The organism is Antricoccus suffuscus (assembly GCF_003003235.1).
Taxonomy (GTDB): Bacteria; Actinomycetota; Actinomycetes; order Mycobacteriales; family Antricoccaceae; genus Antricoccus; species Antricoccus suffuscus.
In genome coordinates this window covers 1-13,437 of sequence record NZ_PVUE01000014.1, presented here as the reverse complement: position 1 = coordinate 13,437, position 13,437 = coordinate 1, and the positions used below count along the sequence as shown (strand labels likewise).

Annotated in this window: 12 protein-coding genes; 8 read left to right on the top strand and 4 right to left on the bottom strand. The window is 62.3% G+C overall.

The window, feature by feature from the left end; all coding sequences use genetic code 11:
* Positions 1 to 11 precede the first annotated feature (11 nt).
* The 3 genes from CLV47_RS15105 (at position 12) to CLV47_RS15095 (ending at position 3,522) form a co-directional block, all read left to right on the top strand.
* Positions 12 to 2,009 carry an acetyl/propionyl/methylcrotonyl-CoA carboxylase subunit alpha gene (locus tag CLV47_RS15105; RefSeq protein ID WP_106349899.1) on the top strand — a complete coding sequence of 666 codons (1,998 nt, stop codon included), beginning with the start codon at positions 12 to 14 and terminating at the stop codon, positions 2,007 to 2,009.
* Positions 2,010 to 2,048: 39 nt separating this feature from the next.
* Positions 2,049 to 2,819: an enoyl-CoA hydratase family protein gene (locus CLV47_RS15100; protein ID WP_106349898.1), complete on the top strand. Its 771-nt coding sequence runs from the start codon at positions 2,049 to 2,051 to the stop codon at positions 2,817 to 2,819.
* 73 nt (positions 2,820 to 2,892) lie between these two features.
* Complete coding sequence (locus tag CLV47_RS15095) at positions 2,893 to 3,522, top strand: TetR/AcrR family transcriptional regulator (protein ID WP_106349897.1); 630 nt, start codon at positions 2,893 to 2,895, stop codon at positions 3,520 to 3,522.
* Here CLV47_RS15095 and CLV47_RS15090 read toward each other — a convergent pair.
* On the bottom strand, positions 3,519 to 3,719 hold the full coding sequence (locus CLV47_RS15090; RefSeq protein ID WP_106349896.1) for a hypothetical protein: 201 nt from the start codon (positions 3,717 to 3,719) through the stop codon (positions 3,519 to 3,521). The two genes, CLV47_RS15095 and CLV47_RS15090, sit on opposite strands and share 4 nt — an antisense overlap.
* A 183-nt stretch (positions 3,720 to 3,902) precedes the next feature.
* Here CLV47_RS15090 and CLV47_RS15085 point away from each other — a divergent pair, with 183 nt between their 5' ends.
* Both CLV47_RS15085 and CLV47_RS15080 read left to right on the top strand, forming a co-directional pair.
* Positions 3,903 to 4,673 carry a glycerophosphodiester phosphodiesterase family protein gene (locus CLV47_RS15085; RefSeq protein WP_238145456.1) on the top strand — a complete coding sequence of 257 codons (771 nt, stop codon included), beginning with the start codon at positions 3,903 to 3,905 and terminating at the stop codon, positions 4,671 to 4,673.
* Between the two features lie 90 nt (positions 4,674 to 4,763).
* A complete protein-coding gene (locus CLV47_RS15080) occupies positions 4,764 to 6,590 on the top strand; it encodes a chloride channel protein (protein WP_106349895.1) in 1,827 nt (608 codons plus the stop codon).
* On the opposite strand, the gene CLV47_RS15075 is transcribed toward CLV47_RS15080, so the two are convergent.
* Together CLV47_RS15075 and CLV47_RS15070 are read right to left on the bottom strand one after the other, a co-directional pair.
* Positions 6,587 to 7,651: a tellurite resistance/C4-dicarboxylate transporter family protein gene (locus CLV47_RS15075; RefSeq protein WP_202862614.1), complete on the bottom strand. Its 1,065-nt coding sequence runs from the start codon at positions 7,649 to 7,651 to the stop codon at positions 6,587 to 6,589. The two genes, CLV47_RS15080 and CLV47_RS15075, sit on opposite strands and share 4 nt — an antisense overlap.
* A 68-nt stretch (positions 7,652 to 7,719) precedes the next feature.
* The gene (locus CLV47_RS15070; RefSeq protein ID WP_106349894.1) at positions 7,720 to 9,417 is read right to left on the bottom strand and encodes a sugar transferase; all 1,698 of its coding nucleotides are present in this window, start codon (positions 9,415 to 9,417) and stop codon (positions 7,720 to 7,722) included.
* 211 nt (positions 9,418 to 9,628) lie between these two features.
* Here CLV47_RS15070 and CLV47_RS15065 point away from each other — a divergent pair, with 211 nt between their 5' ends.
* Positions 9,629 to 10,453: a lysophospholipid acyltransferase family protein gene (locus CLV47_RS15065; protein ID WP_106349893.1), complete on the top strand. Its 825-nt coding sequence runs from the start codon at positions 9,629 to 9,631 to the stop codon at positions 10,451 to 10,453.
* 4 nt (positions 10,454 to 10,457) lie between these two features.
* Here CLV47_RS15065 and CLV47_RS15060 read toward each other — a convergent pair whose 3' ends face one another.
* Complete coding sequence (locus CLV47_RS15060; protein ID WP_106349892.1) at positions 10,458 to 11,762, bottom strand: aspartate aminotransferase family protein; 1,305 nt, start codon at positions 11,760 to 11,762, stop codon at positions 10,458 to 10,460.
* 70 nt (positions 11,763 to 11,832) lie between these two features.
* Here CLV47_RS15060 and CLV47_RS15055 point away from each other — a divergent pair, with 70 nt between their 5' ends.
* On the top strand, positions 11,833 to 12,567 hold the full coding sequence (locus tag CLV47_RS15055; protein ID WP_106349891.1) for a thymidine kinase: 735 nt from the start codon (positions 11,833 to 11,835) through the stop codon (positions 12,565 to 12,567).
* A 140-nt stretch (positions 12,568 to 12,707) separates the two neighbouring features.
* Positions 12,708 to 13,058 carry an RNA polymerase-binding protein RbpA gene (locus tag CLV47_RS15050; RefSeq protein WP_106349890.1) on the top strand — a complete coding sequence of 117 codons (351 nt, stop codon included), beginning with the start codon at positions 12,708 to 12,710 and terminating at the stop codon, positions 13,056 to 13,058.
* Positions 13,059 to 13,437: the final 379 nt, after the last annotated feature.

The window sequence follows — 13,437 nt, the reverse complement described above, 5'->3', positions numbered from 1 at the left end:
AACTCAACCACATGACTACCCCACAGCGCATTGAGCGCATCCTGGTCGCCAACCGCGGCGAAATCGCACGTCGGGTCTTCGCGACGTGCCGCACCATGGGCATCTCGACAGTGGCGGTGTTCTCCGACGCCGACGAAGACGCCCCGTTTGTGGCAGAGGCCGACCTGAGCGTGCACCTGCCCGGCGCGACGCCCAGCGAAACATACCTACGCACCGATCTGATTCTCGCCGCCGCTAAGAGCACCGGCGCGACGGCGATCCATCCCGGATACGGTTTCCTCTCGGAAAACGCCGCATTCGCCCAAGCCGTGTCCGACGCTGGTCTCGTCTGGATAGGACCGCCTCCGGAGTCGATCAAAGTCATGGGTTCGAAGATCGAGTCCAAGCGGATGATGGCCGATTCCGGCGTACCCATCCTGGACAAACTGAATCCAGCAGATGTCACCGATGACGACCTCCCTGTGCTGGTCAAGGCATCGGCCGGCGGTGGCGGTCGCGGCATGCGCATCGTCGAGACGCTCGATCGGCTCAAGGATCAGATCGCCTCCGCTCAGCAGGAAGCCGGTTCGGCATTCGGTGATGACACGGTCTTTTGCGAGCGTTACATTCCGACCGGGCATCACATCGAAGTGCAGCTCATGGCCGACCAGCACGGCACGATATGGGCTGTCGGAGAACGTGAATGCTCTATCCAACGGCGCTATCAAAAGGTTGTTGAGGAGGCGCCCTCCCCTCTCGTCGAGCGTATTTCCGGGATGCGTGAAGAACTGTTCGAGGCTGCTCGGGCTGCGGCAAAGACGATCAGCTACGTGGGCGCGGGCACCGTCGAGTTCCTGGCAGACGATGACGGGCATTTCTACTTTCTCGAGATGAATACTCGACTCCAGGTGGAGCATCCGGTCACCGAATGCACCTCCGGACTCGACCTAGTGCGCCTTCAGATCGAGGTCGCACAGGGCGAACGCCTCGAGGGCGAACCGTCACCGTCTCGCGGCTCATCTATCGAAGTTCGCCTCTACGCCGAGGATCCCGCGCACGACTATCAACCACAAGCCGGCGTAATGCGCGCTTTCGAGGTGCCCGCGGTGCAGCGCGAGTTCGGCGTGCTAGACCGAGCCGGGGTCCGGCTGGACTCCGGAGTGGTCGCGGGATCGGTGATCGGCACCGACTACGACCCGATGCTTGCCAAAGTGATCAGCTGGGCGCCGACGCGCACGGAGTCCGCGGCCATTCTCGCCGATGCGCTGCGGCGGGCGAAGCTGCACGGAGTCACCACCAACCGAGACTCGCTGGTGCGCATCCTGACGCATCCGGCATTCGTCGCCGGTGACACCGACACTTCCTTCCTCACGAAGTACGCCGACCAGGTGCTTGCGTTGGTCTACGACGAACGAGACGCGACGCTGGCCGGGTTCGCTGCCGCGCTGGCCTATCGCGCGGGTCTACACGGTCGCTCACCGGTCAATGGCACCCTGCCCCAGGGATGGCGAAATGTGCTCGGCGAACCGATCGCAGATATCTTCACCGTCAGCGGACAGGAGGTCGCGATCCGTTACATGCCTGAGCGTTCCGGTCCGGTGCTTGAGGGACGCGACGACGTGCGAGTCCTTGCGTACGACGCCGAACGGGTGCTGGCAGAGGTGGCCGGTGTACGTCAGACGCTGGAGGTCACGCGATACGACTCGCTGTTCTATGTCAGCGGACCACGCGGAACGACGACGCTGCAGCGTCATCCTCGGTTCGTCGACCCGGCCGACCAGGTCGCCGAGGGCTCATTGATCGCCCCGATGCCCGGGTCAGTTCTGCGGATCGCCTGTGCTGTAGGCGATCCGGTGGTGAGCGGGCAGCCACTCATGTGGCTCGAAGCGATGAAGATGGAACATCAGATTGTCGCGCCGTACGACGGCGTCATTACCGAGATACTGGTCGAGGTCAGCACTCAGGTGGATGTCGGCACTGCGCTCGCCGTCGTTGAGAAGACGGCAGAGGACGCCGGCGCGGCAAGCTAACTCAACACCTGTACCCATCGAAACGAAAGGACCGCACGCATGAGTGAGAATCCCGACGAGGTCGTGCACACCGCGACAGATAAAGGCATTTGCACCATTACTCTCGATGCGCCGCATAACCGCAATGCCCTCTCCCGTCAGTTGGTGGGCGAGTTCGCTGCGGCGCTGGATGCCGCGATCGCCGATGACGCTGTGCGTGCGATCGTGCTCACCCACACGGGCGGTACGTTCTGCGCGGGAGCCGACCTCAGTGAGGCCAGCAGCGATTCGAAAAAAGCCGCGCCCGTCAATCTGCCGGATATTCTACGGCGCATCATCGAGGCACCAAAACCTGTAATTGCACGTCTGGACGGACATGTGCGGGCCGGAGGCACGGGGATCGTCGGCGCATGCGACATCGTCATCTCCAGCGATAAGGGCACTTTCGCATTCTCAGAGTCGCTTCTCGGGCTCGCACCGGCGGTCATTTCGCTGACCACGATCCCGCGGATGACCTCCCGCGCCACGAATCGGTACTTTCTGACCGGAGAAGTGTTTGACGCGAAAACAGCAGAGCGCATCGGGTTGATCACCACGGCAGCCGACGATCTCGATGCAGAGCTCGACGCGTTGACCGCGCAGCTGCGCAAAGCGTCGCCGCAAGGACTGCGCGAATCGAAGAAGCTTCAGAGTGCGCAGATGCTTGCCGGTTTCGACGAGAACGCCGACAAACTCACGGAACTGTCGATGAACCTGTTCGCGACCGAGGAGGCCCACGAAGGCATGCGCTCGTTCCTGGAGCGTCGGCCGGCCCGGTGGGCAACCGACTAGAGGAGACTTCCATGACCGAGCTCGCAGTGGCACGTGGACACAAAATCCCAGAGGGGTCAGTGGGGGTAGCCCAGTGACACAGTCTGCAGCGAGCCCGCCGCAACAGGATCGGAGCCGGATCACCCAAGACCGGCTACTCGACGCTGCGGTCGAAGCCCTCGCTGAGCACGGTTGGAGCGCGACTACCGTCGGACTAGTCGCCGAGAGGGCAGGTGTCTCGCGTGGCGCGGCGCAGCACCACTTCCCTACTCGCGACGTGCTTTTCACCGCAGCGATCGACCGGTTAGTAGCGGCACGATCGAAGGAAGTGGAGGCCGTTGTACATGCGCTCCCAGAGCGCGGCCCGCAGCGCACTCGCAAAGTCCTGGACCATCTGTTTGTGCTCTACAACGGGGCCAGTTTCCGGGCTTCGGTCGCAGTGTGGTCGATCGCGTCGACCGATGCGGACCTCCTGACACGGGTCCGACCCTTCGAGGCGCGGCTCGGTCGCGATGTCCATAAGCTGGCCGTGTCGCTACTGGAAGTTGACGAATCGATCCCCGGAGTGCGTGCCACAATCCAGGCCACACTGGACTTCTTGCGTGGGCTTGCCCTGGCCAACTTACTCAGTGACGACTCGCGCCGGCGCCGGCCCGTCCTGGATGCGTGGTCCACCATGCTCGATCACCGGCTTTCCGAGCTAGCAGCGTACCGCGGTCGTTAGGGCACGATCCACAGCTTGTCGAGATCACCGGTGGCCGCGACTACCTCTTTTGCGACTGTGGTCATCTCCTGCAACGAGGCCTTCTCTTTCACCGAACGGTCGAGTTCTTCGACCGCCGAACGCAGTACATAAAGCCGATCCTGCAGGTATTCGAGCTCGATACGACGTACCACTACCGCGTCGGTGTCTACGTGCATCCCACCACCCTGCTCACGACGTTTCTCGTAGGCACGTTGGCGACATGCTTGACCGCAGTACTGTTTTCGTCGTCCAATGGACGTCTGGTCGACGATCTTCTTGCTGCACCACTTACAACGCGTTTCACTAGCCACGGCGCGAGAGTACGGCCAACGGGGCGGATAACGGGGAAGGCTGGGCCGGTGGGTTACCTGAACGGACCGCTACCAATTGCGTTCGCGCACCGGGGCGGCGCGACGCACATGCACGAAAACTCGATGGCCGCGTTTCAGTATTGCGTCGATCTTGGCTACCGCTACTTGGAAACCGATGTGCAACTGACTGCCGACGGAGTCGTGGTCGCCTTCCACGACTTGTCGCTGAACCGGCTCACCGGATTGGCCGGTCGCATCGCCGACACGAGGTGGGACGAACTGGCCGAGATTAAGAACGACACGGTGCCCGCGATTTCGCGGCTGGACGACATTTTGGATACATGGCCGCAGATCAACCTCAACATCGACGCCAAAACGGCCGACGTCGTTGAGCCGCTTGCGGATCTGGTCGTACGCCGATCCGCACAGTCGAGAGTCTGCCTGACGTCGTTCAGCGACGCACGGATCGCTCGCCTGCGAACCCTAGTGGGGCCGGACGCCATTACCGGCGTCGGGCGTGCAGGCGTCGGTCTACTGCGTGCCGCGTCGTACGCCGGACGCCGCGGCACCATGCTTCAGACGCCCGGACACTGCGTGCAGGTGCCAGTCACGGTGCGGGGTAAGACGCTAGTCGACGCGCGATTCGTGACTCTCGTACATGAGTTGGGCAAGCAAGTGCACGTGTGGACAATCGACGATCCGGACGAGATGTCCCGGTTGATCGACATGCAGGTCGACGGCATCATGACTGACAGGCCCGAGGTGCTCAAACAGGTCCTGCAGAAGCGCGGCTTCTGGACGACCGACGACGCCGACTAACCGCAATTCCTTTACTTCCCCTTAACGGCAGCGGTTTTCTCCTAAGCCGACACCTATGTGACCTGTCTCTAATGGGAAAATTGATCTCCTATGAGCAAACAATCGCGGATCACGAAACCGACCGACGATGCGCTTCCCCGGCGTACCGCCCACTTAGGCGACTTCACCTTGACTCCGCGTGTGCTCGTCATCACCGCATATGCGGTGATCGTCGGGGCAATAAGCGCGCTGACTGCATGGGCCCTGTTGTCGCTGATCGGCTTGATCACGAATCTGGTCTTCTATCAGCGGGTCGACTCCAAATTAGTCGCGCCGGGCCTTGAGCACCACAGTGCCTGGCTAATCCTGCTCGCGCCCGTCGCGGGCGGGCTGATCGTCGGCCTGATGGCCCGATTCGGGTCCGAGAAAATCCGTGGCCACGGAATGCCCGAAGCAATCGAGGCGATCCTGACCGGCGGAAGCCGCGTCGCTCCTCGGATCGCCGTGCTCAAGCCGATCTCGGCGGCGGTCAGCATCGGCACCGGTGGACCATTCGGCGCCGAGGGGCCAATCATCATGACCGGCGGCGCGGTTGGCTCGATGCTCGCGCAGTTGACGAAAATGACGGCCGACGAGCGTAAGACGCTGCTCGTCGCGGGGGCGGCCGGAGGCATGGCGGCGACGTTCAACTCTCCTCTCGCCGCGATTCTGCTAGCCGTCGAACTACTGCTGTTCGAGTGGCGGCCGCGCAGTTTCATCCCCGTTGTCGCGTCGGTCTGCGTTGCGGTGCTCGTGCGTGCCCCGATCCTGGGCAGCGGTCCGATCTTTCCCGTGAATCCCGGCGATTTCCACCTGAACGCGGGCGTCGACGCCTTGTGTGTCATCGCCGGGCTCACCGGCGGCTTGCTGGCAGTCGGCGCGACCTACCTCGTTTACCTCGCCGAGGACGGGTTCAAGCGACTGCCGGTGCACTGGATGTGGTGGCCGGCAATTGGTGGTCTGATCATCGGCATCGGGGGTCTGATCGAGCCTCGGGCGCTCGGGGTCGGCTACGACGTCATCGACCAGCTCCTCACTGGAAAGGCGGGCCTGTCACTGATCTTCGGCATCCTGATCGTGAAGACCATCATCTGGTCGCTGTCGCTCGGCTCTGGGACGTCTGGCGGCGTACTGGCCCCGGTGTTCATGATCGGCGGCTCGCTCGGCGCGCTGCAAGGGCAGGTGCTGCCGCACGTCTTCCCCGGATTCTGGGCGATGATGGGGCTGGCCGCGGTCGTCGGTGGGGTAATGCGCTCGCCGTTGACCGGAGTGATCTTCACTCTTGAGCTCACGCATGTCTGGGGTGTCATCTTGCCCTTGGTGATCGCGGCGACTACGGCGTACGCCGTCTCCTGCCTCATCCTTAAGCGCTCGGTGCTCACCGAGAAGATCGCCCGCCACGGACTCCATCTGACCCGGGAGTACTCGACGGATCCGCTGGAGACGTTCTTCGTCAACGAGGTTATGGACATCGACCCGCTGACACTGACACCCGACGACACGGTCGCCGAAGTTGCCGCACGGCTGACGGTCGATCCGCATGCGCACACTCAGCGACTGATACCGGTCATGGGCAAGGATGGTCAGCTGGCCTCTGTCGTCACGATAGGCCGGGTCATGACGGCCCTACATCGAGGAGACTCGGGGCCGCTCATATCGGACCTGATGAGCACGGACGTGACCACCGTGTTCGACAACGACACCCTCCGGCACGTCGCCAATGTCTTCGCCGAACACGGCGTCACCCGGGCGCCGGTCGTCGATCGTATGGCGCCGGATCGGCTGCTCGGCGTCATCTCACTAGATGACTTGCTGCATGCACGTAAGCACGACCTGGGTGAGGAACACGTCCGCGAGCGACATTTATTGGTACGCCGACCGACGGTCGAGGACGACTAGTCGGCGCCGGGATTGACGGTGTGGCCGCGAAACACGGTGTTGGTCACGTGCACGCACATCGCGCCGAAGACATAGACGAACACCGCAAGCGCTACCCATGACTCGACGGATCCGATATTTTCGATGACGGGCAGTCGTTCGACGCGGCCAAGGTCGATCGCTGCCACGGCGTACATCCCGAGCGGGAAGACCATGCTCCACAACGCCTCGTCGTACCGCCACGGCACCCGGTGATGCCAGTAGCGCCACCACGTCTCGGCGATGAGGACCGGCACCAACCAGGTCGCAAATGCCCAGAACACGACTGCCACGCCTGCAATCAGTCCGGCGGCGGCCCGTACGACGGGAGCGTCGGTCATGATGAGGATCCGGGTGCTGGCCAACACCGTAATGGCGCAGGCACCCATCGCAACCCAGTATGACTCGGTCAGGTCGGCCGGGCGCAGGTCGTACAGCAACATCCGCAGTGCCACAAGGATTCCCGCGGCGCCGTACAGGAATAGCCCAACCGACCAACTGAGCATCGCCACCAAAGACAGTGCGTCACGACCGGAACCGGCGTCGCGTTCGATGACTGCCGCGACGGTAGCAACGGATTGGCTGGCGACGACCCAGACAAACCAGCTGCCATTGGCCGAGGCAAGCACGGGGCGCATCGTCTGCCCCAGTACGGCGCTCCACGGCAGCGCGTAGGACAGCCCCAGCCCGGTTATCGCCGCGATCGTGAACAGCACGATCATCAGCGTGCGCTCGCCGTGCATGCCCACCCGCACGGCGAGTACGTTTGCTGCCGCGATGAACGTGAAATAGCCGAAACCCCGACGGGCGTCGGTGAAATCGGCCAAGAACTCAGGCCGGTGGCGAACGAAACGCGTTGCGGTGAGGGCCAGGACGACGACAAATGACGCGATCGCAAACCACATCAGGCAAAGCGAGATCGCCTCGTAGCCTTCGAGGTGGCTACCAACCGAGATAATCCCGCTCGCCATCGTGATCGCGAAGTAGCCTGGCGCGAGGGAGGTCACCGCCCGATCAACGCGAGTGGATACGCGTTCGATCACCTGTCCACATTATCAGCGCTGGCACAAAGCGCACGTGATACATAAAGCACACGTGAAAGAAGAACGACTTAGTAGGCGCCGGCCGACCGGGTGACCGCACCGAGCGTGCGCGACATGATCGAGAGATCCATTACCGGCGACCAGTTCTCGACGTACTCCAAGTCGAGGTTGACCGTCTGTTCCCAACTCAGGTTGCTACGTCCGCTGACTTGCCACAGTCCGGTGATTCCAGGTTTGACGAGCAGACGACGGATCTCGGGGCCTTTGTACTGCGCAACCTCGTCGGGCAGTGCCGGACGAGGGCCGACCAGCGCCATCGAGCCCGACACCACGTTGAGCAGCTGCGGTAGCTCGTCGAGTGACGACTTGCGCAGCAGCCGGCCGATCCTCGTAACGCGTGGATCGTTGCGGCTCTTGAACATCGGGCCGCGGTCGGGTTCATTCTCGGCGGCGACGACCGCGTCCCGAAGTACCTCGGCGTCCGTGACCATCGACCGGAACTTGAACATCCGGAAGGTCTTACCGCCACGTCCGACGCGAGTCTGGACGAAGAACGCCTTTCCCTTGCTGTCAAGCCGAACGGCGAGCGCGATAGCCCCGATGATCGGCGATAGAACTATCAGTCCGAGCGCGGCGATCGCGCGCTCCCCGATGTCGAGGGCAACCCGACGTACGCCGGTGTAGCGAGGCTGGTCAACCGACACAAAAGAGCCGCCGCCAATCCGCTGCAGCCGCATCCGGTGGTCGGCGACCTGTCCGAGCCCAGTCGACAGCATCAGTTCCGCGTCGGTGGACTCGAGCATCCACGCAATTTCACGAATCCGGTTCGCACCTAGCGTCCCCGGCGAGGTCACGATGACCATCCCGGCGTTGTGCTCGGTGACGATGTGTAGGAGGTCGGCGTCGGATGCGATCGGATAAGAATCTGGCAGCGCCATCGGACGCATGGACTCCCGGTCTTCGAACTCAGGAGTCGACACGCATAGCCCAACGACGCGCAGTCCACTGTCGGGCGACTCGCTCATTCGCGTGGCGGAATCGAGTACAGACGCGAGGGAACCGACCAATACCACTCCTGTGGTTGCTGCATCGGCGCGCCAAGCACGAGCAACGATGCGGCGGATCTGAAGTCGGCCCAGGATCATTAGTAGCAACGCGATTCCGACGGTCGCGAAGACGGTCAGCTGGGAGACTCCCGATGCGAACGAGTTGAACGCGATGCATCCGATGGCGGCTGCATAGAGCGCACTTCGGAAAACATGGCGCAGTTCGCCGTGGCGACTACTCAGCAATCCGGCCTTATAACCGCCGGTGAGCGCAAGTATGACCACCCAGCCAACCGGCAGCGCGGCGGCCAGCAGCGACATCGACGCGATGCTCGCGGTCGTCACGGCGCCGAACTGGATCCCAATGACAGCAGCGATCGCGAGGATCTGTGCCAGAAGATCTACACCGATGATCGCGACAACGCGCACCCTTGTCGATCTCGTCTTGACTCGGCGCGCCCCAATAGACGCAAGAATCGACGCGACCGAAGGCGGTGATGCCGTCTCGCGCGTTGGCTGCGGCGTCGGCACGCCCAAAGGCGCATCAGTCAACCGCGGCGTGACGTCATCGACGGTTGAGCCCGCCACGTCATTAATATCGTCGTACTCGTCGCCACGCACGAGAACCCGAACAGCGCCGCCCAGATCAGGCGAGTGTTCGTGGTTGGCCTGAAGATCCCCATCTTCAGAAGGCGTGGCTGCACGCAAAAAGCGTTGCATCCCCCAATACCCCCCAGTATTGCGGCTGTTGCGTGCCAATCCCCCGATTGCTACGCGTGAGCCGACTACAGCGTACCAACCAATTGCCAGATGTAACACCGTGTTGACCACGCCGATTTGAGAATTCTCGCCGCATCTTCGCGGACGATTTGATTCGCTACCCTGTCAAGGGCTTATGCTCAGCAAATTTTTCGTATCGACTAGGGACTCAATGGCAACGCAGGACGACGACTGGTTCGGTCGGCAACAGGTGACCGCAGTCCGGGAACCGTGGTGGTTCTGGCAATTCGCGACCAGATACGGATACGGACTGATCAGCCTGTTCGGCCGGATCGAGATCACCGGATCGATCGACGAACGCCTGATGCGCGGCCCGATCCTCCTTGCGCCCAATCACATAGGCAATTTCGACGCGATGGTCCTCACGGTGGCGTGCCGGCGTTTAGGCCTGTCCCCCAGGTTTCTGGTGACGGCAGGCATCATGACGGCCCCCGTCGTCGGCCGGTTGTTAGAGAAATCCGGCAGTCTGCGAGTAAATCGCGGTCAGTCCGACGCGCACAACTCGACCGCTCTCGTCGACCTAGCCATTGCGCACGGGGCGCATTTGATCATCTATCCCGAGGGCCGAGTCAGTCTGGATCCCGGTTTGTGGCCCGAACGCGGCAAGACCGGCCTCGCCCGTATTGCACTTGCCCATCGGATCCCGGTCATTCCGGTGTCCCAATGGGGCGCGCATGAGGTCGTGAAATACGAAGACAACAAGGCAATGCTGCGGTCCGGATTGTCGTCGGTATGGCGACAGCCGAAACTCAGGGTTCACTTCGGTCAACCAGTCAGTCTCGACGACCTGCGGGCAGACCGCCGGGGAGACGCCGTCAAGGCGCGGGACCGTATCGCGGCCGCGATTACCCGCAACCTGAGACCGTTACGAGCCACCGAACTTCGCGCGCCCAGGTACGTCGACGAGACGCGCCCGCTCAGCGAACGGCGTGTCGCGGCGTTCCCGGGTGGCGTCGTACCCGACGACATCCCTTAGCCAGTCAGCTTTTTCGGGCCGAAACCGCCGTTACCGCGTCGGCAAGGATTGCGAGTCCGTCTTTGGCCTCGTCCTCCGACAGCGTCAGCGGCGGGGCCATCCGGATGACGTTGCCGTAAAGGCCGCCCTTACCGACCAGCAGGCCACGCTCCCGTGTTGCCTCAAGGATCTGACCGGCAAGTTCGGTGTCTGGCCTGAGATCGCCGGGATCCCCCAGCTCGATTCCGAGCATCAGCCCGCGACCGCGTACGTCGATGATGCCGGGCACCTCGTCGGCAATCCGGCGTACGCCATCGAACAGGTACGAGCCGATCTTGTGAGCGTGCGACTGCAGGTCGTGGTCGGTGACGTAATCGAGTGTCGCGCGGGCCGCAGCCGTGGCGAGCGGGTTGCCGCCGAACGTCGAGATCGACAGCGCGCTGATCGAATCCATGAACTCCGGCTTTCCAACCACGCCGCCGATTGCGACGCCGTTGCCAAGGCCCTTGGCGAAGGTCATCGCGTCCGGCACAATGTCGTGCGCCTGGATTCCCCAGAAATGCTCTCCAGTGCGGCCCCAGCCGGTCTGGACCTCGTCCGAGATGAACAGGATGCCGCTCTCGTCGAGCACCTCTTTGAATGCCTTGAAGAATCCGTCGGGCGGAGTAGCGAATCCACCGACCCCCTGGATCGGCTCGGCGATCATTGCGGCCACGTCGCCCGCAGTCTGGGTCGCAATCACGTCGCGGAGATCGTCGACGCAAGCGGCAATGAATGCCTCGTCGGAATAGTCCTTAAATGGGCTACGAAGCCGATAGCCGCTATGCACGTAACGGGTATTAACCGGCGTCAGCGAGGACGCCGACCACCCGCGGTTGCCGGTCACGCCCATCGTGCCGAAGGAACGCCCGTGATAGCTGTTGCGGAGGGCCAGGATCTGGTTGCTAGCGCGTTTTTGGGTGGCCATCAGCAACGCAGCCTCATTGGCCTCGCTGCCGGAATTTACAAAAAATACCTTGGCATCTGGGATCTCGGACAGCTTTGCGATGCGTTCGGCCAACTCGATCTGCTGGCGGATGAGGTAGAGCGTCGACGAGTGCAGTACTCCAGCGTCGATCTGTTCCTTCATCGCCGCATTGACCTCAGGGATCGAATAACCAAGCATGTTGGTGAGGATGCCGGCAAAGAAGTCGATGTATTCGTTGCCCTCTGCGTCAGTGACTCTGCAGCCCTGACCGCTGGCGATCTCGATCGGATCGTTGTAGTAGAGACCCAGCCACGCAGGCATGACCGCCTTATGCCGTTCGTGTAGTTTGCTGTGCTCGCCCATCTCGTTTATCGCCTTTCTGCGCAGGACACCGAACAGTCCGATCCTTGCACACCGCGTACGATTTCGTCTCATGTCCGAGAACCCCTCCGCACTGTCTTCTGTGCCGGCCGCAGGCGCCCGCCGTGGCCTGCCGGCGTCGGCCCAGTTGCGCTACTTCTACGGACCGATGGACTGCGGCAAATCGACGCTCGCCTTACAGATCGACCACAATCACGCGCGCCAGGGCCGACACGGCCTGTTGCTCACTCAGAACGACCGCTCAGCCGCTCCCGTCATCTCTAGCCGGATGGGTATGGGCAGGCCGGCGATCGATGTCACAGACCAAATGGACGTAAGAAGAGTTGTCCGCGACCTCTGGGCGCAGGGCCAACGAGTGGACTACATCATCGTTGATGAGGCCCAGTTTCTACAGGTATGCCAGATCGATCAGCTCGCCGAACTCGTCGATGGTTCTGACGTGGATGTCTACGCGTTTGGTTTGATCACCGACTTTCGCAGCCAACTGTTTCCCGGGTCGAAACGGCTGCTCGAACTCGCTGATGAGGTAACCAGACTCCAGGTCGAGGTGTTGTGCTGGTGCGGTCGACTGGGTGCCTTCAACGGCCGCGTAGTCGGCCGGATCCTTGTAAAAGAGGGCGCCCAGGTGATGGTTGCGGACACGGCCCCGGGCGAAGCGTGGGACGTGAACGGCGTACGGCAAGACGACGACGTGCGTTATCAGGTGCTGTGCCGCCGACACTGGCGCGCGGGTGATCTTGGTCCTGGTTCGGCTGCACAGGACGTACTGCCCATGTCGCCGAGTTGAGTCTGACATAATTAGCAGTCCGGAATTATTCGGCGGGGTCGCGCGTTGGACCCGATAACGCCCCACATGTACGTATCTGAAGACTCATTCAGTAACACGAACAAGACTCACCTTGCACTCCCTGTCGGAAGGAACTATCTATGGCCGAGCGCACATTGCGCGGTAGCCGTCTTGGCAGCATCAGCTACGAGACCGACCGCAACTTCGAACCAGTCGCACGGGTCATGGCACGTTACGAATGCCCCAACGGTCACATCACGACCGTGCCATTCGCCGACGACGCCGAAACCCCGCTTACGTGGGAGTGCCGCTACGACGGCGTCAACGCCCGGTTGATCGGCGGCGGCGAGCCTGAGGCCAAGAAGGTCAAGCCTCCGCGCACGCACTGGGACATGCTGATGGAGCGCCGTACGATTGCCGACCTCGAAGAGGTACTAGCTGAGCGGCTCGAAGTCCTCGCAGCCCGTCGCGGCGGCAAAAGCAGCAAGTAGCCGGTAGACGCAGCAACTTAGAAATGTCCGCAACCCTCAGGTTGCGGGCATTTCTGTGTCATGAGGCTTCGACGCGCCTCGCAGCGATTAGGCGCGCTGCGTCGGTCAGTTGGATTCGCCCCGAGGAGGTGTCGCCACCAACAATCCTGGAACTGTCACCGATGTCCTGAGACATCCGGCTCGGCTTGTGGACAACTCCGGAATTGTCGTACACATGTCCTACCATAATTGACATGACCACGACCCAGGACCCACCACCCACCGGCACCACCACCGGTCCCGGTCGGCCCGCTGCCGTCGGGCAGGAAATACCGCGCCAGTACCGCCTCGATCACACCACCGAAGCGTTCGCACTACACATCTTCGACCAACAACTCAC

Excerpts from the sequence above, each read along its gene's own strand:
- CLV47_RS15060 (WP_106349892.1), bottom strand. The coding sequence starts at position 11,762 with ATGGGCGAGCACAGCAAACTACACGAACGGCATAAGGCGGTCATGCCT.
- CLV47_RS15100 (WP_106349898.1), top strand. The coding sequence starts at position 2,049 with ATGAGTGAGAATCCCGACGAGGTCGTGCACACCGCGACAGATAAAGGC.
- CLV47_RS15080 (WP_106349895.1), top strand. The coding sequence starts at position 4,764 with ATGAGCAAACAATCGCGGATCACGAAACCGACCGACGATGCGCTTCCC.
- CLV47_RS15105 (WP_106349899.1), top strand. The coding sequence starts at position 12 with ATGACTACCCCACAGCGCATTGAGCGCATCCTGGTCGCCAACCGCGGC.
- CLV47_RS15055 (WP_106349891.1), top strand. The coding sequence starts at position 11,833 with ATGTCCGAGAACCCCTCCGCACTGTCTTCTGTGCCGGCCGCAGGCGCC.
- CLV47_RS15050 (WP_106349890.1), top strand. The coding sequence starts at position 12,708 with ATGGCCGAGCGCACATTGCGCGGTAGCCGTCTTGGCAGCATCAGCTAC.
- CLV47_RS15070 (WP_106349894.1), bottom strand. The coding sequence starts at position 9,417 with ATGCAACGCTTTTTGCGTGCAGCCACGCCTTCTGAAGATGGGGATCTT.
- CLV47_RS15090 (WP_106349896.1), bottom strand. The coding sequence starts at position 3,719 with ATGCACGTAGACACCGACGCGGTAGTGGTACGTCGTATCGAGCTCGAA.
- CLV47_RS15065 (WP_106349893.1), top strand. The coding sequence starts at position 9,629 with ATGGCAACGCAGGACGACGACTGGTTCGGTCGGCAACAGGTGACCGCA.